24 protein-coding genes are annotated in these 21,393 nt (G+C 57.1%); 17 read left to right on the top strand and 7 right to left on the bottom strand.

What is annotated here, in order from left to right:
* Positions 1–13 precede the first annotated feature (13 nt).
* The 3 genes from cydB to MID00_RS10370 are packed head-to-tail and all read right to left on the bottom strand — an operon-like array spanning position 14 to position 3,323.
* Entirely contained in the window at positions 14–1,165 is a 1,152-nt protein-coding gene (gene cydB / locus MID00_RS10380; RefSeq protein ID WP_021447171.1) for a cytochrome d ubiquinol oxidase subunit II, read from the bottom strand.
* A 15-nt stretch (positions 1,166–1,180) separates the two neighbouring features.
* Positions 1,181–2,764 (bottom strand): cytochrome ubiquinol oxidase subunit I, encoded by a 1,584-nt coding sequence (locus tag MID00_RS10375; protein ID WP_009458662.1) that lies wholly within the window; start codon positions 2,762–2,764, stop codon positions 1,181–1,183.
* Positions 2,757–3,323: a GbsR/MarR family transcriptional regulator gene (locus tag MID00_RS10370; protein WP_026483763.1), complete on the bottom strand. Its 567-nt coding sequence runs from the start codon at positions 3,321–3,323 to the stop codon at positions 2,757–2,759. Before MID00_RS10370 ends, MID00_RS10375 begins: the two co-directional genes overlap by 8 nt.
* Before the next feature lie 157 nt (positions 3,324–3,480).
* Here MID00_RS10370 and MID00_RS10365 point away from each other — a divergent pair, with 157 nt between their 5' ends.
* From MID00_RS10365 to MID00_RS10320, 10 genes are all read left to right on the top strand, one after another.
* A complete protein-coding gene (locus MID00_RS10365) occupies positions 3,481–4,470 on the top strand; it encodes an SIS domain-containing protein (RefSeq protein WP_254498790.1) in 990 nt (329 codons plus the stop codon).
* Between the two features lie 2 nt (positions 4,471–4,472).
* Positions 4,473–5,078: an HAD family hydrolase gene (locus tag MID00_RS10360; RefSeq protein WP_250756174.1), complete on the top strand. Its 606-nt coding sequence runs from the start codon at positions 4,473–4,475 to the stop codon at positions 5,076–5,078.
* A gap of 2 nt (positions 5,079–5,080) precedes the next feature.
* Positions 5,081–5,701 (top strand): LPS export ABC transporter periplasmic protein LptC, encoded by a 621-nt coding sequence (gene lptC / locus MID00_RS10355; RefSeq protein WP_009458655.1) that lies wholly within the window; start codon positions 5,081–5,083, stop codon positions 5,699–5,701.
* Positions 5,698–6,348 carry a lipopolysaccharide transport periplasmic protein LptA gene (gene lptA / locus MID00_RS10350; protein ID WP_021447173.1) on the top strand — a complete coding sequence of 217 codons (651 nt, stop codon included), beginning with the start codon at positions 5,698–5,700 and terminating at the stop codon, positions 6,346–6,348. The genes lptC and lptA overlap by 4 nt, the downstream gene beginning before the upstream one ends.
* A gap of 18 nt (positions 6,349–6,366) precedes the next feature.
* A complete protein-coding gene (gene lptB / locus MID00_RS10345; RefSeq protein WP_009458653.1) occupies positions 6,367–7,158 on the top strand; it encodes an LPS export ABC transporter ATP-binding protein in 792 nt (263 codons plus the stop codon).
* 189 nt (positions 7,159–7,347) lie between these two features.
* The gene (gene raiA, locus MID00_RS10340) at positions 7,348–7,674 is read left to right on the top strand and encodes a ribosome-associated translation inhibitor RaiA (RefSeq protein WP_009458652.1); all 327 of its coding nucleotides are present in this window, start codon (positions 7,348–7,350) and stop codon (positions 7,672–7,674) included.
* A 154-nt stretch (positions 7,675–7,828) separates the two neighbouring features.
* On the top strand, positions 7,829–8,329 hold the full coding sequence (locus MID00_RS10335; protein WP_051316301.1) for a PTS sugar transporter subunit IIA: 501 nt from the start codon (positions 7,829–7,831) through the stop codon (positions 8,327–8,329).
* Positions 8,301–9,227, top strand: a complete 927-nt coding sequence (hprK, locus tag MID00_RS10330; RefSeq protein ID WP_009458650.1) for an HPr(Ser) kinase/phosphatase — start codon at positions 8,301–8,303, stop codon at positions 9,225–9,227. Before MID00_RS10335 ends, hprK begins: the two co-directional genes overlap by 29 nt.
* 98 nt (positions 9,228–9,325) lie before the next feature.
* On the top strand, positions 9,326–10,201 hold the full coding sequence (rapZ, locus tag MID00_RS10325) for an RNase adapter RapZ (protein ID WP_009458649.1): 876 nt from the start codon (positions 9,326–9,328) through the stop codon (positions 10,199–10,201).
* A complete protein-coding gene (locus MID00_RS10320) occupies positions 10,198–11,286 on the top strand; it encodes a septal ring lytic transglycosylase RlpA family protein (RefSeq protein WP_009458648.1) in 1,089 nt (362 codons plus the stop codon). Before rapZ ends, MID00_RS10320 begins: the two co-directional genes overlap by 4 nt.
* A gap of 11 nt (positions 11,287–11,297) precedes the next feature.
* Here MID00_RS10320 and rsmI read toward each other — a convergent pair whose 3' ends face one another.
* Entirely contained in the window at positions 11,298–12,236 is a 939-nt protein-coding gene (rsmI, locus tag MID00_RS10315) for a 16S rRNA (cytidine(1402)-2'-O)-methyltransferase (protein WP_254498789.1), read from the bottom strand.
* A gap of 34 nt (positions 12,237–12,270) precedes the next feature.
* Between rsmI and MID00_RS10310 the strand changes: the two genes are divergently transcribed.
* The 6 genes from MID00_RS10310 to MID00_RS10285 all read left to right on the top strand — a co-directional run bounded on the left by MID00_RS10310 (position 12,271) and on the right by MID00_RS10285 (position 16,397).
* Entirely contained in the window at positions 12,271–12,729 is a 459-nt protein-coding gene (locus tag MID00_RS10310; protein ID WP_254498788.1) for a YraN family protein, read from the top strand.
* 186 nt (positions 12,730–12,915) lie between these two features.
* A complete protein-coding gene (locus MID00_RS10305; RefSeq protein WP_009458645.1) occupies positions 12,916–13,509 on the top strand; it encodes a phosphoheptose isomerase in 594 nt (197 codons plus the stop codon).
* Complete coding sequence (locus MID00_RS10300) at positions 13,506–14,195, top strand: BON domain-containing protein (protein ID WP_009458644.1); 690 nt, start codon at positions 13,506–13,508, stop codon at positions 14,193–14,195. The genes MID00_RS10305 and MID00_RS10300 overlap by 4 nt, the downstream gene beginning before the upstream one ends.
* Positions 14,192–14,692 (top strand): peroxiredoxin, encoded by a 501-nt coding sequence (locus MID00_RS10295; RefSeq protein ID WP_021447175.1) that lies wholly within the window; start codon positions 14,192–14,194, stop codon positions 14,690–14,692. Before MID00_RS10300 ends, MID00_RS10295 begins: the two co-directional genes overlap by 4 nt.
* 79 nt (positions 14,693–14,771) lie before the next feature.
* Positions 14,772–15,668 carry an acetylglutamate kinase gene (argB, locus tag MID00_RS10290; protein WP_009458643.1) on the top strand — a complete coding sequence of 299 codons (897 nt, stop codon included), beginning with the start codon at positions 14,772–14,774 and terminating at the stop codon, positions 15,666–15,668.
* A 3-nt stretch (positions 15,669–15,671) separates the two neighbouring features.
* Positions 15,672–16,397, top strand: a complete 726-nt coding sequence (locus MID00_RS10285) for a pyrimidine 5'-nucleotidase (RefSeq protein ID WP_035270278.1) — start codon at positions 15,672–15,674, stop codon at positions 16,395–16,397.
* A gap of 6 nt (positions 16,398–16,403) precedes the next feature.
* Here MID00_RS10285 and MID00_RS10280 read toward each other — a convergent pair whose 3' ends face one another.
* The gene (locus MID00_RS10280) at positions 16,404–17,858 is read right to left on the bottom strand and encodes an aldehyde dehydrogenase family protein (RefSeq protein ID WP_254498787.1); all 1,455 of its coding nucleotides are present in this window, start codon (positions 17,856–17,858) and stop codon (positions 16,404–16,406) included.
* 195 nt (positions 17,859–18,053) lie between these two features.
* Between MID00_RS10280 and MID00_RS10275 the strand changes: the two genes are divergently transcribed.
* Positions 18,054–18,983 carry an AraC family transcriptional regulator gene (locus MID00_RS10275; protein WP_152978324.1) on the top strand — a complete coding sequence of 310 codons (930 nt, stop codon included), beginning with the start codon at positions 18,054–18,056 and terminating at the stop codon, positions 18,981–18,983.
* A 19-nt stretch (positions 18,984–19,002) separates the two neighbouring features.
* Here MID00_RS10275 and MID00_RS10270 read toward each other — a convergent pair whose 3' ends face one another.
* Positions 19,003–19,773 carry a HesA/MoeB/ThiF family protein gene (locus tag MID00_RS10270; protein ID WP_009458628.1) on the bottom strand — a complete coding sequence of 257 codons (771 nt, stop codon included), beginning with the start codon at positions 19,771–19,773 and terminating at the stop codon, positions 19,003–19,005.
* Between the two features lie 15 nt (positions 19,774–19,788).
* Positions 19,789–21,300, bottom strand: coding sequence for a S41 family peptidase (locus MID00_RS10265; RefSeq protein WP_021447177.1), 1,512 nt, complete (start codon positions 21,298–21,300; stop codon positions 19,789–19,791).
* Positions 21,301–21,393 lie beyond the last annotated feature (93 nt).

Raw genomic sequence — 21,393 nt, 5'->3', positions numbered from 1 at the left:
TGCGCTGGCCTCCTTAGTAAGAATGAGAAGAATCTTTCATGCTGGCAACCGACACCTTGCCACGCATTACGCTATATACCCAGGAGGTATAGAGCACGATGATGGGCAAGAACACCAGTGTCACCAAAAGCATGATCCACAAGGTCAGATGACTGGCTGAGGCATCAAACAGGGTCAGGCTGGAACCGGGGTTCAAGGACGAAGGCAGCAGGAATGGGAAGACGGCAAAACCAAAAGTCAGGATGATGCCAGCCAGTGCCAAGGACGAGAACAGCAGAGCCAACAAGCCGCGACCACGACCAGCCAGCAAGGCACCGAACAGCAAGCCCGCAAAACCGACAATGGGGGCTGCCCACAAGGCAGGCCAGGTACGATAGTTAGCCAACCAGGCACCTTCAACCATATCGACCGTCTTGCCAATCGGGTTGGACATGGCGTGGGCCGCCTCGGGCCAAGGCATGCTATAGCCATTCATGGCACTGATCCACCAGCCGCCGGCAGCAAAAGCCACAATGGACAGCAGGCCCAACGGCAGGGCCCAGGCACGCGCACGACGAGCCACATGATCACTGCCCTTCCAGGCAACCACCACCGCACCTTGGAAAGCCAGCATCAGGACGCTGAGCAAGCCACACAGAACGGCAAAGGGCTGGAATAGACCGAAGAAGTTGCCTTGGTACATGGGGCGCAGCGTTGTCTCGTCAAAGCCGAAAGGTACGCCCAGCATGACGTTCCCAATGGCCACACCAAACACCAGAGCACAAACCAGGCCGGAGGCGGTCCAGATCGCGTCCCAGTTACGACGCCAGCGCGACGAGCTGAGCTTGCTGCGATACTTGATGGCCACCGGGCGAACAATCAAGGCGACCAAAAGCAGCATCATGGCCAGGTAAAAGCCCGAGAAAGCCATGGCATACAGCAAGGGCCAGGCTGCAAAGGCCACACCACCGGCCACGATCAACCAAACCTGGTTACCTTCCCAGACCGGGCCAATCACGTTGTACAACGTACGCCGCTCATCATCAGTGCGAGCAACCAGCGGCAACACCATAGCCACACCCAGGTCGGCCCCGTCCATGATGGCAAATGCCGCCAACAAAACGCCCAGCAGCAACCACCAGATGATGCGCAAGGTGTCGTAATCGAGAAGAATCAAATTTTCCATGATGGTTCCCCCTCCTTAACCGCGCAGCAACGGAGCGTTGCGCGAACCATAAGACAAAGCGGAAGGTGTGGCGGTCTCGCCAGCCTCGTCCGGACCTTTACGCACCGAGTGCAGCATGACCTTGATGCCAATCACCGCCAAAGTGGTATAGAGCAACAGGAAAATGGTCATACTGATCATCAAGTCCACAAAGGACAGACCAGAGGCCGCATAGTAGGTAGGCAAGACACCTTCAATCGCCCAGGGCTGACGTCCGAACTCGGCCACAAACCAGCCACATTCGATCGCAATCCAAGGCAGGGGAATGCTCCAGACCGCTGCTTTAAGCAAGCGCGGGTGACGTTGCAGACGGTCACGCGATGCCAGCACAAAAGCCACGCCAAAGAACAGGATGAAGTACAGCCCCAGCGCCACCATCACACGGAAGCTCCAGAACAGGGGCGCAACCTGTGGCACCGTATCCCAGGCAGCCTGGGCGATGGTCTCGGTATCGGCTTTGGTAATGTCGTCCGTATAACGCTTGAGCAGCAAGGCATAGCCCAGGTCTTTCCAGTTATTGTCAAAGACGCGGCGGGCCTCGATATTGCTGTCATCAGCGCGCACCAGCTGCAGTGCCTCGTAAGCACGCAAGCCATTGGCAATACGAATCTTGGCATGTTCGACCAGTTCATTAATGCCCAGCATGGGGGTACTGACTGAGCGTGTACCGATCAAACCCATCACCCATGGAATTTCCACGGCAAAGCGGTTTTCACGGGCCTCCTGATCAGGCCAGGCCAAGAGATTGAAACTGGCAGGGGCTTCCTCGGTTTCCCACATGGATTCCATGGCTGCGATCTTCATTTGCTGGTGTTCAGTAGTCAGGTAACCACTTTCATCACCCAGCACCACCACGGACAGGGACGCTGCCAAGCCGAAACTGGCCGCTACCGTCATCGAGCGCTTGGCCAGATCGATATGGCGACCACGCAGCAAGTACCAGGCACTGATACCCATCACGAACATGGCACCCAGGACATAGCCGGCACTGACGGTATGAACAACTTTGGCTTGCGCAACGGGATTGAGAATGACCTCGGCAAAATCGGTCATTTCCATACGCATGGTGTGGGGGTTGAAGATGGCACCGACCGGATTCTGCATCCAGCCGTTAGCGACCAGAATCCACAGAGCCGACAGGTTGGTACCGATGGCAACCAGCCAGGTAACAATCAGGTGTCCCAGTTTGGAGAGGCGATCCCAGCCGAAAAAGAACAGGCCGACAAAGGTTGCTTCCAGGAAAAAAGCCATCAAACCTTCAATGGCTAGCGGTGCTCCGAAAATATCGCCTACATAGTGACTGTAATAGGCCCAGTTCATGCCGAACTGAAACTCCATCACAATCCCGGTTGCGACACCCAGGGCAAAGTTAATGCCAAAGAGTACGCCCCAGAACTTGGTCATGCGGCGCCAGATGGCCTTGCCCGTCATGACATAGACGCTTTCCATAATGGCCAGCAAAAAAGACAGGCCCAGCGTCAAGGGAACAAATAAAAAGTGGAACATCGCGGTGGAAGCAAATTGCAACCGCGACAAGGTAACAACATCCAGATCAATCATGACGATCCCCAGTTTGATCAGCTTTGCGAATCTTCCCGGCGAACCCCAGCACTTTCTGAACTTTGCTACCTAAACGCATCAGATTTTGCAGGGTCTCGGGCGGTAAGTGATGAACCTCGTCAAACCAACCACAAGCCAACTCGATCAATTCCAGCATTTCATTAATGCGCTGCTGCCCATATGCCTCTTCGTCATTGACGGGCGCTTCCATTAGGATACTTCGCAATAAGGTCAATGTGGGATCAATCTCGCGCTTACGCTTTTCCTCCACCAAAGTACGGAAAATATCCCATACATCCTTGGGAGATTCAAAGTATTCGCGGCGCTCGCCAATCTTGTGCGTCATGTTGACCAGTCTCCAGGACTGCAACTCGCGCAAGCTCATGCTGACATTGGAGCGGGAGATGCCTAGCGTTTCAGCGATCTCGTCGGCGTGGAGGGCTTCGGGGGCAATGAACAGCAGCGCATAGATCTGGCCCACCGTCCGGTTGACCCCCCAGCGCCCGCCCATCTCCCCAAAATGCAGAATAAAACGCTCTGCCTGTGGTCCTAGATTCATGGCTTCCTGAATTTTCAGTAATTACTGAAATTACAAAATAAGACGTATCTTAACCCTAAACTATTCGGCTTGCCACTGGTCCAAGGCCATCTGTCCTTACAATTTGCCTCCTGCAAATCTACATGCCAAGCAGACACTTCACGTTTACAATTTCGCCATGAATACACCGGCACTTTTAGACCCCGCACATATCCTGTCCTCGGCACAACGCACCTTCGCCATTGAAGTTGACGCGTTACAAGCGCTGGGCGGGCGTCTGGACCAAAGTTTTGTAGAAGCCACCAAGCTGCTCGTGCACTGTCAGGGCCGTGTGGTGGTGACCGGCATAGGCAAGTCCGGCCACGTGGCGCGCAAGATCGCGGCTACCTTGGCCTCGACCGGCACTCCCGCTTTTTTCATGCACGCTGCTGAAGCCCTGCACGGCGACCTGGGCATGATTACCAAGCAGGACGTGGTCATTGCCATTTCCTACTCTGGACAGGCCCAGGAACTGGTCACGGTGCTGACTGTGCTGCGCCGCATGGGTGCCAAACTGATTGCGATCACCGGCAATGCCCAGTCCGAACTGGCCCAAAATGCCGACCTGCATCTGGATGCCCATGTAGAGCATGAGGCCTGCCCACTCAACCTGGCTCCCACGGCCAGCACCACGGCCGCCTTGGTATTAGGTGATGCGCTGGCCGTTGCCTGCCTGGAAGCACGAGGCTTTAGCCGCGAAGACTTCGCCCGCTCCCACCCCGGTGGTGCACTGGGCCGTCAACTACTGACGTTTGTGCGCGACATCATGCGCAGCGGCGAACAACTGCCTATCGTCTCCCCCGAGACCCTGATTCCCGATGCACTGATGGAAATGTCCAGCAAAGGCATGGGCATGACTATTGTCACGGACGCACAAGGCCACCCCGTTGGAATGTTCACCGACGGCGACCTGCGCCGCCTGATCGCTCGTGCCGGCGATATACGCAATCTGCCAGTATCTGAGGGCATGTCGCGCGAACCACGCAGCATTGCCGCCGAAGCCCTGGCCATCGAAGCAGCCGAGCAAATGGATGCCCTGCGTATCAGCCAAATGCTGGTATTGGACACAAACGGGCTACTATTGGGAGCTCTGCACATGCACGACCTGTTGGCTGCAAAGGTAATCTGATCATGATGAATACGCCCACCATCCCGCTCCATCCCGCTGAAGCTCAAATTCTGGCCAAGCTGCCCGAGAACGTGCGCACCCAATTACGTCAGTTGCGCATGATGGTGTTTGACGTGGACGGCGTGCTGACCGACGGACGCCTGTGGTACAGCGCGAACGGCGAGGAGTTCAAGAGCTTTCACGCTCTGGACGGCCACGGTTTACGCATGCTGGGCGAAAGCGGCATTCATGTCGCCCTGATTACCGGACGCGAAAGCGGCATCGTATCGCGTCGCGCTGCCGAACTGGGCATTCCTTTTGTTTACCAGGGCGTACGCGACAAAATTGCCATCCTGACCCACTTGGCTCAGGAAAACGGCCTGTCCCTAAGTGAAGTGGGTTATATGGGCGACGATCTGATCGACCTGCCCGCCATGCAGCGCGTCGGTTTTTCCGCCAGCGTGCCTGGTGCCCCCTTCTATATCAGTCAAATTGCCAGCTGGGTAGCCACACAGCCGGCCGGCCACGGCGCAGTGCGCGAATGCTGTGATGCCATCCTGGCCTCCCAGGGTCGCCTTGCGCCCTTTATTACAGGTGGTCCTTTGAAGACCACGGGAGTCATTCAGTAATCATGCGTGACCGTCTACCCACCGTCATTTCCCTGTTGTTGCTGACCTTGCTGGTGCTGGCAACGCTGTGGGCGGTCGATTACACCCAAAGCTCGGTCGCCATTGACCCGCCGCGCCGCATTACCCACGAACCCGACTCCTGGGCGCGCGACTTCACCATGATCAGCTCCGACCAGACCGGGATGGCCATCAGCCGCCTGGATGGCAAGATTGCCTATCACTACCCGGATGACGACTCGCACGACATTACTTCCCCACGCGCGGTCAGCAACAGGGCCGATTCGCCCCTGACCATTGCCACTTCCGATACGGCACACATGAATGCAGGCGGGGACACCATCACCATGAAAGGCAATGCCCATATTCACCGCCAGGCCACACCTGATGACGAGGCGATGGACGTGCGCAGCGAAGTGCTGATCATCCTGCCCGAAGAGGACGTGGTGTACACCAACGAACCGGCCCTGGTCGTCAACGGCCAATCCACCATGCGCGGTACCGGGATGCGTTACGATAATCGCGTTCGCCAATTGAACGTCATGTCGGAATCCGACGTTAAAATCTCCGGCCAACAAACACAAAAAGCGCGTTCTTCCAATAGCTCTAAGGATTCCCCTCCATGACCACGCCTGACAGCGCCCGCCTGGGCCACAAGCCCAAGCTCTCTCTTAGCCTTTTGCGTGGTGCCCTGGCCCTGTGCCTGAGCACTGCCAGCCTGGCTTTGCTGCCTACGGCCCCTGCTCTGGCCCAAGCGGCTGCCTCTGCTGCCGCCGAACCGGACACCTCCGTGCTGTCCGATACCCTGACTTACGACGATATTGCCAAGCAGACCATTTACAAAGGCAACATCATCCTGACCCGTGGCGCCATGACCTTGATGGCTGACCAATTGGCCATCGAGCAGGACGCGGAAGGTTTCCAGCATGGCACCGCAACGGTGACCGAGCGCGCCCGTGTCACTATTCGTCAGGAAGACCCGGCCAAGTTTGAACTGATGGTCGCCGAAGGTGTCCGAGCTATCTATAACGGCAAAACCGAAGAGGTCGAGCTGATTGGCAAGGCAGTCGTCAATCGTTATGTTTGCGGCAAGCTGCAGGACTCTGTCCAGGGCCAGCGCATTATCTACCGCCAAAAAGATGGCACGTACCAAGCCTTTGGTGGTTCGGACTCCGCCACACGTGATGGCCGGGTCCGCTCTGTGGCCCGCCCACGCGCCAATGCCGATGCTGCTCTGGCCGAATGCCAACGCAAGTCCTCCCCCCGCAAATAGCCCGGACCCCCTTGAATCATGGTTGCTTCTAACAACCCGTCTACCCCTACTCGCGCCAGCCACTCGACCAAAGGCAGTCTGATTGCCCAGGGACTGCGCAAGACCTACGGCAAACGTACGGTCGTGCAGGATGTTTCTTTGAATGTGGAAAGCGGCGAAGTGGTGGGCCTGCTAGGCCCGAACGGGGCTGGTAAAACCACCAGCTTCTATATGATTGTGGGCATTGTGCCCGCCGATGCAGGCCGTATTGAAATTGATGGCACGCCCATTACCGCCATGCCCATGCACAAGCGGGCACGGCTGGGCCTGTCCTATCTGCCCCAGGATGCTTCCGTCTTTCGCCGCCTGACGGTCGAAGAAAACATCCGCGCCGTATTGGAGCTGCAGCTGGACGATAACGGCCGCAGCATCAGCAAGAACGACATCAACGAGCGCCTGGAAACCTTGATCAGCGAGCTGCAAATTGCGCACATTCGTCAAAATACCGCCCTATCCCTGTCTGGTGGCGAGCGCCGCCGCGTAGAAATTGCCCGCGCACTCGCCAGCAACCCCCGTTTCATTCTGCTTGACGAGCCCTTTGCCGGGGTGGACCCGATCGCCGTGATTGAAATCCAGCGCATCGTACAGTTTCTGAAAGGCCGCAATATTGGTGTACTGATTACCGACCACAACGTGCGCGAAACCCTGGGCATCTGTGACCGCGCCTACATCATCAGCGAAGGCACGGTACTGACCAGCGGGCACCCGTCCGAGATCATCGATAACGAAGCCGTGCGCAAGGTTTACCTGGGCTCGAACTTCCGAATGTAAGCCGACTTGTGGCCCTGTAACGGGGCCTGTCGGAGCAAGGGTTTTCCTGCACACCGCAGATTGATCCAGGTCATGTTATCTGACCAACATATAGGTATACTGGAATATCCAAGATCAGTAGTAAGGAGGCTAAACACGAAGATATCCCCCCCTCTGAAACATGTTGTTTGACTACTACGGAGAGCCTATATGAGCCTTAACATCACTGGCCGTAATCTTGACATAACTCCTGCCATTCGCGACTACGTCAAAAGCAAAATTGGTCGAATTGAAAAGCACTTCGACAACGTGGTTGACTCGCAGGTTATGCTTTCCATTGAACGCCTGAAGCACAATGCCGAAGTGACCGTCCGTGTCCCCGGCAAAGATATACACTGCGCCTCTTCAGACGAAAACTTGTATGCCGCCATCGATCTGCTAGCCGACAAGATCGACCGCCAGATTCTGAAATACAAGGAAAAGGCAAACAGCCATGCGCATGAGCCCGCCAAGCGGCTCGAAGTTCCGGCAGCCTGATCACGCCGAACTGTTACAGCAGGCATAGCCGCCTGCCGACAAACCCCGTTCTTTCAGAAGTTCGGGGTTTTGTGTTTCTTGGCACAGTGTCCGCCTGTTGTTAGCCATCCAAAAAATGTTTAGCTAAAAAACATTCCCCCCTATAATGGCCGTCATGAATCTCTTGTCGCGTATTTTGCCTTTGTCCAACGTGGTTCTGGATCTTGCTGTTACCAGCAAGAAGCGCGCTTTTGAACAAGCCGGACTGATTTTCGAGAACCATCACGGCATTGCCCGGACAGCCGTTTTCCATAGCCTGATCGCTCGCGAGCGTCTGGGCTCCACTGCTCTTGGCCACGACGTAGCCGTCCCGCATGGCCGCATCAAGGACTTGAAGGAGCCTTGTGCCGTTTTCATGCGTTTGGCCGAACCGGTGCGTTTTGATGCCAGCGACGGTCGTACCGCCAGCTTGCTGTTCTTTTTGCTGGTTCCCGAAACGGCTACTCAAATTCACCTGGACTTGTTGGCCGAGATCGCCCGTTTGATGGCCGATCAGGACATCCGCCAGGCGCTGGCCCAGGAAACGGACCCTGTTCAAATCCACCAACTCCTGACCCAGACCCCTGATCTCAACGCGGAACATCCCGATGCTGACAGTTCAAGAACTGGTCAATGATAATCATGACAAGCTCGAGGTAAGCTGGGCAGCCGGAAAACAAGCTGCCCAACGCCCCATCCCCGATCTTGGCGCCTCTGCCGCGGATTTGGTCGGCCACCTGAACCTGATCCACCCTGGCCGCATTCAGGTTTTCGGCCCTGAAGAACTCTCTTTTTACAACCGCTTTGACGTCAAACGTCGCCTGCATCATCTGGATGATCTCAGGCAAGGCGGTGTTCCTGCCCTGTTCATTGCCAACGACGCCGTTGCGCCCGACGATCTGATCCAGTTTTGCGAAACCCAAGGGGTGCCGCTGCTCTACACCCCTATCGATGCGGCCCAGCTTATCGATTTGCTGCGCATCTACCTGGGCAAACGTCTGGCCCCCAAAACCACCATGCATGGCGTGTTCATGGATGTGCTGGGTCTGGGCGTGTTAATTACCGGCGAATCCGGTCTGGGTAAAAGTGAACTGGCGCTGGAGCTGATCTCCCGTGGACACGGGCTGGTTGCAGACGATGCGGTTGAGCTGTCCCGCACGGCTCCCAACATGATTGACGGCCAATGCCCGCCTCTGCTGCAGAACCTGCTGGAAGTACGCGGGCTGGGACTGCTGGACATTCGCACCATTTTCGGCGAAACCTCCGTTCGTCGTAGAATGAAGCTTAAACTAATTGTGCACCTGGTTCGTTCCAACCCCGACAGCTTCGAGCGTCTGCCTACGCAGGATCAGACCCAGGAAGTGCTGGGGGTGGACATCAAACGCGTGATGCTTCAAGTGGCCGCAGGCCGGAACTTGGCCGTGCTGGTGGAAGCCGCCGTGCGCAACACCATTCTGGCCTTTCGCGGCATTGATACCATGGGCGACTTCATCGAGCGCCAGGCATTGGCTATCATGAATAGTCGCGACGACTAGGCGCTCAAGGGCCGGTTGGCACTTAACGGCCCTGACAGCTTTGTCCTGTTTCACCTAAACGCTGCCCGCCGGGCGGCGACTCGGAGCCCTTTGCCACGATGCTGAAAGTTGTATTGATTACCGGCATATCCGGTTCGGGAAAATCAGTTGCCTTGCGCTTGCTGGAAGATACCGGCTACCTGTGCATCGACAACCTGCCACCCCGATTTCTGGCCGAATTTGTCGAGCGCTCTGCCGAACAAGGACTGGAGCGGCTGGCCGTTGCCATTGACGTGCGCGGCGCCGGTGATCTGGACATCCTTCCCGGTGTCATCAGCAAACTGAATGAAGAAGGCTACTCCCTGCGTGTCCTGTTCCTGAACGCCAGCGATCACACGCTGATGCAGCGTTACTCGGAATCACGCCGTCGTCATCCGTTGACAGACCGCTTGCGTCAGGATGGCCGCTCGCCTTCCCTGGAAGAATGTATTGCCGTTGAGCGTGAAATGACGGCCCCCTTGCGCGAGCTGGGTCACATTATCGACACTACCGACTTGACCCCTGGCCAATTGCGTGCCTGGATTAGAGATCTGGTGCAAGCCGACCGCGCCAGCGTGGTGCTGACTTTCGAATCCTTTGCCTACAAGCGTGGCGTGCCCGGCGATGCAGATCTGGTGTTCGACGTTCGCTGCCTGCCCAACCCCCACTACGACCCGGAGCTGCGCCCCATGACAGGCCGCGACGAACCAGTAGCCAAATGGCTGGCCCAGTTCGGTTCCGTCGAGACCATGGTAGATGACATCGCCGGCTTTGTACGTCGCTGGTTACCTTTGTATATGCAGGACACCCGCAACTACCTGACGGTCGCCATTGGTTGCACCGGCGGCCAGCACCGTTCTGTGTACGTTACCGAACAACTGGCGCTGCGCTTTGCCGATTACGCCCCCTTGCTGGTGCGCCATCGCAATCAACCGCCCATTAATCCCGTCCCATGAGCCCAACTGTACGCAAACTAGGCGCCATCCTGAGCATCCTGGCCTTATTGGCCGGATGCGCATCCAGCCCCAAACGCGCCAAGCCCAAAGCCAAATCAGGGGCCACCGTTTCAGCGCCCCGAGGCGGGGGCTACTACAAAGACGATGGCCCCGACGCCCGCATCCCCGCCAATCTTCAAGCCACCCCCGACGCAGTTCCCCGAATAGAACCCATCGCCCGCAGCAATACCCGCCCCTATACCGTGCTCGGCAAAAGCTTTGTTCCCCACACTTCACACAAAGCCTTTACCCAGACCGGCACCGCCTCCTGGTACGGACGCAAGTTTCACGGCAAGAAAACAGCCAATGGCGAAACCTACGATATGTACGCCATGACGGCGGCACATCCCACCTTGCCTATTCCCAGCTATGCTCGCGTGACCCGGCCCAAAACAGGCAAATCCGTCATTGTGCGCATTAACGATCGTGGACCATTTCATAGCTCACGCATCATCGACTTGTCCTACGTTGCCGCCGCCAAGCTGGACTTGATTGCACCCGGCAGCGGCACCGTGATAGTTGAATCCATCACACAGGAAGAAATACGCAGTGGCAGTTTTGGCCGGGGCGACATTGAACTTGCCGAGGCTCCGGCTCCCAAGCCGACTCCCGCCGCTCCGGCTCCCAAATCCAGCCTGGTGATTACCGAAAAACTGGAGCCCACGCCGGACGCCCTGGCCGCCTTGTCTGAGCAAGACATAGAGATAGAGCTGGACGATTCGCCTAGCTGGAGCAGCGACGCCAGCGATCAGCAGTTGATTGTGCAGTCCTCGCCCGCCGCCACCAGCAAGCCGCAGGCCCCGTCCGGCCAGAGCCGGGTCTACCTGCAATTTGGCGCTTTTTCTGCCCGTGAAAATGCGGCTGCCCTGGCACAGCAGTTGAATCGCCAGATTGCGCAGATAGAGTATCGCGATGCCCAAGTACAGATGCACAACGATCTGTACCGGGTACAAATTGGCCCGTATCAGAATCGGACCGAAGCAATTAACGCGGCTTACCGTATCCAGCAGCAAACTGGCTTGAGCCCTTCGGTTGCCGTTCGCTAAACCCAGGCGCCCTAGTCCTTGGGCGAGTTCGCCAGACCCCAGGCATACAGAACATCGCGAGAAATTCCGGTCGCCTGGCTGGCAATCCGGGCTGCATCACGCAGCGAGACCTGCTCCAGCAAGGCTTTCATCCAGCGCGCTGTCGTGGCATCCAGCGCCGGCGCATCCTCGTCCACTTCGCTCACAGCGTCATGCAGAATCAGGACAAATTCACCCTGCTCGCGGTGGCTGTCTTCATCCAGCCAGGCCAAGGCCTGCCCCAAAGGTACGGTATGAATCTGCTCGAAACGCTTGCTCAACTCACGTGCAAAAGTCAGTTCGCGCTCCGGGCCACACACCTCTTCCATATCGCGCAAGGCCGCACGCAAACGGTGAGGAGACTCAAACATCAATACCGGCATACCCAGGCTGGACCAATGCTGCAGCCACTTACGGCGCGCCACAGTTTTGGGCGGCATGAAACCGGCAAAAGCAAAAGCGGGGTTCTCGTCACTGGTTGCACCACTACCCATCAGGGCGGTAATGACTGCCGAGGCACCGGGCAAAGGAATCACCTGAAAGCCCGCCTCCCGCACTGAACGTACGACACGAGCACCGGGGTCACTGACAGCAGGCGCACCCGCATCCGATACCAAGGCCACTCGCTGTCCCTGCTCCAGACGCTCGATAATTGCCTGAGCGGCTTGGGCCTCGTTATGGCGATGCGCCGCCATCAAAGGCGTTTGTATGCCCCAAGCCTGCAGAAAAGGGCGGGTTGCCCGCGTATCCTCTGCCGCAATAATGTCGCACAGTTCCAGCGCCTGCCAGCCGCGCAGGCTAAGGTCTCCCATATTGCCAATGGGCGTGGCCACCACATACAGGCAAGACTGTGGCCAGACCTGGCCTTGCACCTTGTCCATCATGTTTTGCCAGACGCCGGCATTCCCTGTTCGGTTTTCGGTATCGCTCATGCTTGATCCTGCTTATTGATCATCGTGTATCCCTATGAATCCCTTTGAATACGCTCGCCAGGCTCAAAACCGGCAACTGCGGCGCAAACAACGTAGTCGTCCTGCAGCCAGAAAGGACAGGCCACGGCGCTCTCCCAGCCAGCAATGCGGCGACCAGGCTGAACAGCGCGCCTGCGATCATGTCACCGCGCAGGGTGCCCGTATTCTGGCCCGTCAACTGGGTACTCGCTTTGGGGAGGTTGACCTGGTTCTGTGGCATCAAGATTATCTTGTCTTTCTGGAAGTGCGCCAGCGCAATCACAAGGGCTACGGCGGGGCGCTTGCCAGTGTAAACCGGGACAAGCAACGGCGCTTGATCCTGACAGCCCAACAATGGCTGCCGACGCTATGCCAGCGCCATTTCCAGGGCAGGCTGCCCGCCTGCCGATTTGACGTTATCGCCATTGAAGACGACACCCTGATCTGGATCCAGAACGCCTTCGAGCAGCGCTGAAAAATAAAAAGCAGCAAAGCTACCCTGGGAATTTTCAGACAAGAACGCTGTCCTATACAAAAATCTCAACCGCCGCGCCGTATTTCGGCCCTGTTACAGCATCTGGTTTCAATACCGTGGCGTTTTTTTCAACATGACACGATCTGCCTGCCCCACGGGGAAATTCTCCGTGCGATAATGCGCGCTATGGACCTTATCGCCTTAATGACTTCGCATTTCGACGATTCCGTCGATACTCTCAAAGCCAGCACACGCGAACTGGCCGAACCTTTGGCCGCCGCTGTCGAGCTGTTGTTTGCCACCCTGGCCAACGACGGCAAGATTCTGGCCTGCGGAAACGGCGGATCAGCAGCCGACGCTCAGCACTTTATTGCTGAGCTGGTGGGCCGCTTTGAGCGCGACCGTTTGCCCCTGGCTGGCATTGCCTTGAATACCGACACCTCCATCATGACGGCGGTGGGTAATGACTATGGCTTTGACAGCATCTTTGAACGCCAGGTCAGTGCCTTGGGCCAGACTGGCGATATTCTGGTGGCCATCTCCACCAGCGGCAATTCGCCAAACGTGATCCGCGCCATCGAAGCGGCTCGCGAGCGCGATATGGTCATTATTGCCCTGACCGGCAAGGGCGGCGGACAAATCGCCGACCTGCTCTCGGATACCGACATCCATCTGTGCGTCCCGCACGATCGAACCATGCGTATTCAGGAAGTACACATTGTTCTGTTGCACGCCATGTGCGATGGCATTGATGCGCTGCTGCTCGGAGATCCACTATGAAACACCGTTTGATTCTGGCCGCCTTGCTGGCCAGCACTACGCTGACCGGTTGCGGTCTGCTGGTAGTTGGCGGCGCTGCAGCCACAACCGCCGTTGTCGCTACCGACCGCCGCACTACGGGCGAGCAGGTCGAGGACAAAACCATTGTCATGAAAGCCGGTGCGGAAACACGTCGCCTGCTGGAAAACAAGGAAGGCCGCATCAATACCACGTCTTACGCCGGGGTTGCCCTGCTGACGGGTGATGTGCCTACCCAGGCCGACAAGGAGGAAGCTGCTCGCCTGGTTTCCAAGGTTGATAAGGTAACTCGCGTGGTCAACGAACTGCGTGTGGGTGAACCTACCCCCTTGAGCGTACGCTCGAACGACTCCTGGATCACCACCCGCGTCAGCACCGCCTTGCTGAACGCCAAAGACGTTCCCAGCCGCACGATCTCCACCACCACCGAGCGTGGCGTGGTCTATCTGCTGGGCCGCGTTACCCGTGAAGAAGGCGAACGCGCAGCGATTGCTGCCTCCAGCGTCCCTGGCGTGAACAAGGTGGCCAAGCTCTTTGAATACGTCAGCGCCGAAAGCCTGGCACAGCCTTTGAGCACCAATAATCAGCCAAGCAATAGTTCTGGCACAGCGGCCCCTGCAACTGAGCCTGCGCCCGCCTCCTCTGTAGAAGTTATGCCCGTCCAATGAAAAAAGTAGTCATCATTGCCCTTGCTGTTGCCATTGCCGTGGGTCTGGGCGTCTGGACCATGTCCGGCAGCACCAAGGCCAGCGCCCCCGATGTCGCCTTTACCGATCTGAATGGCAAGCACTTTGAAACCAAAGACTTGCAAGGCAAGGTCGTCCTGGTGAAATTCTGGGCCACGGACTGCACCACTTGCGTGGCGCAAATGCCTGACAACATTGAGAACTTCAATGCCATGTCCGGCAAAGGGTTTGATATTGTGGCCGTGGCCATGAAGCACGACCCCATCAACTACGTGCGCAACTTCACCCAATCCCGCCAACTGCCGTTCACGGTTGTCCATGACGACAAGGGCGAAATCGCCAAGGCTTTTGGGGACGTCCGTTTGACGCCCACTGCCTTTTTACTCGACAAACAGGGCCACATCATCAAGCGCTACCTGGGTAACTACGACAAGCAGGAATTCATTGCCACCGTCGAAAAAGCCCTGGCCAGCAGCTAAAAGCCTGTTTCTGCCCCCAGCCACATAATAACCCCGGGTACCAGCAGTGGACCCGGGTTTTCTTCAAGTGAGCGCATCAATGAGCACCACAGATTCGCAGAATTACTCCTCGACCGTCAAAGCAGAAGTTTTGTCCGAGGCCCTGCCCTATATTCGCCGTTTCCACGGCAAGACCGTCGTCATCAAATACGGTGGCAACGCCATGACTGAAGAAGCGTTGCAGCGCAGCTTTGCCCATGACGTCGTCTTGCTCAAGCTGGTTGGCCTGAACCCCGTTGTGGTGCACGGTGGCGGCCCCCAGATCAATGACGCGCTCAAGCGAGTGGGCAAAGAAGGCACCTTTATTCAGGGCATGCGTGTCACCGATGCAGAAACCATGGAAGTGGTGGAGTGGGTGCTGGGCGGGCAGGTGCAGCAAGACATCGTGATGATGATTAATGAAGCCGGTGGCAAGGCAGTGGGCCTGACCGGTAAAGACGGTGGCATGATTCGCGTCACCAAGAAAATGCTGCCGGATGCCGAGCATCCTGGCGAGCTGCTGGATATTGGTTTTGTGGGTGATATTGAAAGCATCCAGCCTGAAGTGGTCAAAGCCCTGCAGGACGATCAGTTCATCCCCGTGATCTCCTCAATTGGATACGGTGAAGACGGTCAGGCCTACAACATCAATGCCGACGTGGTTGCCGGCAAAATGGCCGAAGTGCTTAGCGCTGAAAAACTGGTCATGCTGACCAACACTCCCGGTGTGCTGGACAAGGCAGGTCAACTGTTGCGTCGCCTGTCAGCTCAGACCATCGACGAACTGTTCGCTGATGGCACCATCTCCGGCGGTATGCTGCCCAAGATCTCTTCGGCCCTGGACGCAGCGCGCAATGGCGTCAACTCCGTACATGTCATTGATGGCCGTGTCCCTCACTGCCTGTTGCTGGAAATCCTGACTGACCGTGGTGTGGGCACCATGATCAGCTCGCACTAATCCGTGCGCGCTCCTATCCGTGCCCATGCCTGGGCACGGCCTTTGTCAGCCTGTCAGCCAGATGAAACCATCTGGCTGTTTGATCTGGATAACACCCTGCACAATGCCTCCAAAGGCATTTTCCAGGCGATTGATGGACGCATGCGCATCGGCGTGGCGCAAACGCTGGGCGTGGATATGGACGAGGCCGACCGGCTGCGTCTGGAATACTGGAAACGTTACGGCGCCACCATGATCGGCCTGCAACGCCACCATGGAGCAGACCCGGCGACATTCCTGAGACACGCTCACGACTTTGACGTGCCTTCCCTGATCAGCGCCGAACCAGGCCTGGCCTACCAATTGCGCCGTCTGCCTGGCTACAAACTGCTGCTGACCAATGCACCGCTGGAGTACGCACAGCGCGTCTTGAAAGCCCTGAATCTGCTGCCTGTCTTTGACGGGCTATGGGCCATCGAGCATATGCAGCTGCAAGGCCGTTATCGCCCCAAGCCCTCTCAGGCATTGATGAAGCAGGCTCTGGCCGTGCTGAAATCCCAGGCCCGCGACATTGTTCTGGTCGAAGACACCCTGCGCAATTTGAAAAGTGCCCGCCAGTTAGGGATGCAAACCATCCATATCTATAACGCAGGCACTCCATTTAGCGCTCTGTATCATGGACGCAGCCCGTATGTTGACCATCGCATCAACCGCATCGCACAACTGGTCAAGAACTGGCCACGTCCCTAGGCCTGCTTAGAACGCCAGCTGGCGCTCCCCTTGCTGAATGGTGACCCACTTCAATTCGGTCATGTCCGCAATCGAGTAGCGGCCATTTTCCTTGCCGTAGCCACTGTCCTTGAAGCCACCGAAAGGCGCATTCGGATCATCATCAAAGGAGTTGTCGTTGATGTGGACCGAACCTGCCTCGATACGCTCGGCAAAATCCATGGCCTTTTGCAGATCGTTAGTCAGAATGGCAGAGGATAAGCCGTAGGAAGTATCATTAGCCATTTCCAGGGCGTGCTCGTAGTCGCGCGCCTTGTAGATGGCAGCCACAGGACCAAAAGTCTCTTCGTGGTACAGATGCATGTCCGGGGTCACATCGCACAAGGCCGTAGGCTGGATCACATTGCCTTCGCGGCCGCCACCTGCCAGCAAGGTGGCCCCCTTGGAGACGGCGTCCTGAATGTGGGCCTGCACAAAATCAGCCTGTTCGGAACTGATCAGCGGACCAACCGCGGTTTGTGGCAAAGCAGGATCACCAGTAGGAATACGAGCCACCTGCTTGGCAAAGGCTTCGCAGAACGCATCGTAAATGCCCTGCTCCACAATGATGCGCGAGTTGGCCATGCACACTTGGCCCTGATTGAAATAGATGCCGAAAGCGGCGGAGCGCACAGCGTAATCCAGCGTGGCATCATCCAGCACCACGACCGGGCTTTTACCACCCAACTCCAGCACAATGCGCTTTTGATGGCGACCAGCCAGATCCGCCAGGATACGACCCACTCGAGCCGAGCCCGTGAAAGTCACCAGTTTGACGCGCGGATCAGAGAACAAGGTATCGCCCAGAGCTTCGTCGGTGGTCAGCAGAACGGTCAACACACCGGGAGGCAGACCGGCTTCTTCCAGAATCTCGGCAAACATCAAGGCAGCCATAGGCGTATGCGGCGAAGGCTTCAGGATGAAACTGTTACCCGCCGCCAGTGCCGGGGCCAACTTCTTGCCATTGAGCAGCAAAGGTGCATTGAAAGGCCCGATCCCAGCCACCACGCCCAAAGGACGACGAATGCTAATGGAAATACGCCCTGGCAGGTCCGACGGCATGGTTTCACCCCGAATATCGCGGGTCTGACCGGCGGCAATACGGAAGGTGCTGACGATGTAATCGCACTCGAACATGGCCTTGCCAAAGACGTTACCGCCCTCTTCAACCAGCACACGCACGATGTCGTCGCGACGGCGTTCCACAATGTCAGCCGCACGGCACAAAATCGCTTCACGTTCACGGGCCAGCATCTTGCCCCAGATGCGCTGTGCACGCTCTGCACTGGCTAGCGCTTCTTCAATGTCCTGTTTGGTCGCCAGAAAAACGCGAGCCAGCGGTTTGCCCGTATAGGGATTGACCAGGTCCTTATGCAACTGACCTTCTGATTTCCAGGCCTGTCCGTTGATGTAGGGGTAGACCTGCTTTAGCTGCTCTGTCATGACTGCTCCTTTCCTGTGTTGTCTCCAGGTGCGCTTTGGGCACCCTTCATGGTTAAACCCGATAGCCACCGAGGTGCGCCATAGCTCACCATGCAGTACTGTCTTAGATACTATTCTTGAGCCGAATGCCTCTCTGTGTCGTGGACTGGGGCGCAGCCCAATCTGGACAATGGCGCAGAAGACGGAAAAAAACGCATGAGCACGAACTACCACTGGGATACGCAGGCTTTGCCACCCGGACAAGGCGCCAAGCTCTGGACTCAAGCCATTTCACTGTCCTTTCAGCATGTGCAAACGCAGTGCCACGGACAAAACTTTCATGGCACCTTGCGCTCGCAACGTCTGGGGGAGGTAGCGATCAACCGGCTGACCGCTCAGCCCTATCGGGTCAGCACAAGCAGGCCGCAAACGGATCAACCCTGGTTGTTCTTGAATGTGCATCAACAAGGCCACTGCCGCCTGATTCAGAACGGGCGTGAGCAATGGCTCCCCGCCGGGAGCCTGAGCCTGAATATAGGCACCAGCCCCTTCACACTGGATTTTGTGGACGAGGTCATTATGACCACGCTGCGCTTGCCGCTGGAGGGGCTGCTACCCTATACCGGCCCTTTGAATGACGTGGTCGCCCAGCCTCTGGCGCAAGGTGCCAGCCTGCACTTGCTGGAACACTATCTACAAGGCTTGCTGCTGTCTGCCGATGGCCTGCGGGCCAATCAGCACGATCAGGCCTGGCGTTGTCTGCGCGACCTGTTGGCCATGAGCATTAACGAGCGGCGCTCTGCCTCGCCTGCTCCAAGCGCGGCTCGGTACGAAGATGCACTGGGCTATCTGTCTGATCGACTAGGTGATCCCGCCTTGAATATTGCAGCCCTGTCCGAGCACCTGGGTATGGCACCGCGTACCGTCCAGGAACTGTTCAAAGCACAGGGAAGTACTTTTACAGCCCAGTTAATGCAGCTGCGGCTTGATGCAGCCGCACAGCTGCTGCGCCAGACATCGTCCAACACGGTGGCGCAAATAGCCTATTCAGTGGGATTTTCAGATCTGTCCTACTTTCACCGCCAATTTAGACGGCGCTTTGGCATCACGCCAGGCCATTTTCATGCTCATGGCCTGAAGTCGTGAAGCAGAGATCAGAAACAGATCAAGTGTGATCGGCATGTTCAGCCGCTGAACCGCATACCGGGCAAGCGAGATCTTTGCGGAAACGTACGGTATGCCAATTCATATTGAAGGCATCCACACTTAGCAAACGGCCCACCAAAGGCTCTCCGAAGCCGCCTAACAGCTTCAAGGCTTCAACCGCCTGTGCGCTACCCACCATACCCAACAAAGGCGACAGAACGCCTGTGGTGGCGCAACGCAGCTCCTCGACGTCGTCCGCTTCAGGGAACAGACAGTGATAGCAAGGAGCTTCGGGCTGACGCAAGTCGTAAGTACTGACCTGACCCGAAAAGCGAATCGCTGCACCGGACACCAACGGTTTGCGTAGTGCCACGCAGACACGGTTGATAGCATGGCGGGTTGCGAAGTTGTCGCAGCAATCCAGAACCAGATCCACTTGCTGAACCCAATGCATCAAGCCCGCTTCGTCCAGACGCTGAACGACGGGTGTCACCTTCACTTCGGGATTGAGCTGCTCGATGTGCAGCTTGGCAGATTCAACCTTGTCCCAGCCCAGACGATCGGTGGTGTGAGCAATCTGACGCTGCAGATTGCTCAATTCCACCTGGTCATCATCCACCAGAATGATGGAGCCCACACCCGAGGCCGCCAGATAAGCCACCACGGGGGAACCCAGTCCCCCGGCTCCAACGACCAGGATGCGGGAAGCCAGAATCCGCTCCTGCGCTTCTACCCCGAATTCATCGAGCAGAATATGCCGCGCATAGCGCAGTAATTGCTGATCTTCCACGTCAGGAACCTGTGTTTACGGCTTTACCGGTTCGAGCCCCTTGGGGGTGATTCGGAACCGCTCAACGCTGGGTTGCTGACTCAGGGGACTTTTTTTTTCCGGCGACTCGGACTCCACTTCCTTTTCGCGCTTGGCAGCCGCTTCCTTGGCCGCAGCTACTTTGGCTGGATCATTCTTGATCACAGGACGGCCAGCCAGATGGTTCAGCGCTTGCTGCAACTGGAAGTCGTCGTCACCACCGAATTCAAACATCTTGAATTCCGGGCTCATGCCCAGATCAGGCTGTTCTTCTTCGGTAGTTTCATCCACCTTGCTGTTGACCAGGTGGCGCTTCAAGTCCACTTCACGCGGCAGGCGGAACAGATTGCCCTGGGCGGTGTCATCCACGACCACGTCCGGCTGTACGCCCGTCACCTGAATGGAAGTACCGTTAGGTGTGTAGTACAAGGCAGTCGTCAGTTTCAGGCCCGATTCCTCGGACAGAGGGACCACACTTTGCACCGAGCCCTTGCCGAAGGTGCGGTTACCGATAATGGTGGCGCGTTTGTGGTCTTGCAAAGCACCGGCCACAATTTCCGACGCCGAGGCCGAACCCACGTTTACCAGCACCACGATAGGCACGTTCTTGAGCCAATCCAGTTTCTTCAGAACATCCGCGTCCGTATCCAGCTCGCCCAGAACGGACTGCATGGATTTGACGTAGTACTCGCGGTTGGAGGAAGGAATACGGCCCTTGGTGGAAACCACCAGATCACCCGAATCCAGGAAGGCGGAAGTCACGCCGATAGCGCTTTCCAGCAAGCCACCAGGGTCGTTACGCAGGTCAATCACCAAGCCTTTTGGTGCGCCTGGGCCTTTATGAACTTCGGACAACTGCTTGACCAGATCAGCAGCGGTGCGTTCCTGGAACTGGGCAATGCGTACATAGGCCACATCGTCAGCCAGCATCTTGGAGCGCACACTGCGTACCTTGATGACATCACGCACCAGGTTGAACTCCAGCGGCTTGTCGCGGCCAGCACGACGGATCGTCAGCTTGATGGAGGTTTTGGGCTCGCCACGCATTTGCTTGACGGCATCATTCAGGCTCAAATCCTTGGTGGGTTTGCCATTGATGTGCGTGATGATGTCGCCCGCCAGAATACCGGCGCGCGCCGCAGGCGTATCCTCGATAGGCGAGATAACTTTAGGCATCCCGTCTTCGCTACCAATCTCTATGCCCAGACCGCCGAACCCACCTTGGGTCATGGCTTCCATTTCCTTGAAAGCGTCGGCATCCAGATAGGCCGAGTGCGGATCCAGATCGGTAAACAAACCCTTGATCGCGTTATTGACCAGGGCCTGATCCGTCAGGGGCTCCACATACGTGTTCTTGATGGCAGCGAACACATTGGCGAACTGCTGCAGTTCGCGCAAAGGCAATGGCTCGCCGCGTTGAGCGACCGCAGTAATGCCCAGGCTGATCAAGATACCGCCCACAGCACCTGCTGCCACTAGACCAATGCTGCCAATCCTTCGAGTGCTCATGCACATTCCCATTATTTTCAGATTCAAGACGGGGCCACCTCCCGGAGCTGACCCGACCATGCATTATAAGAGTAGCGTAAAGCGTCGACCAGC

Source organism: Alcaligenes sp. NLF5-7 (assembly GCF_024266725.1).
Classification (GTDB): Bacteria; Pseudomonadota; Gammaproteobacteria; order Burkholderiales; family Burkholderiaceae_B; genus Alcaligenes; species Alcaligenes phenolicus.
This window is presented reverse-complemented; position numbering and strand designations above follow the sequence as displayed.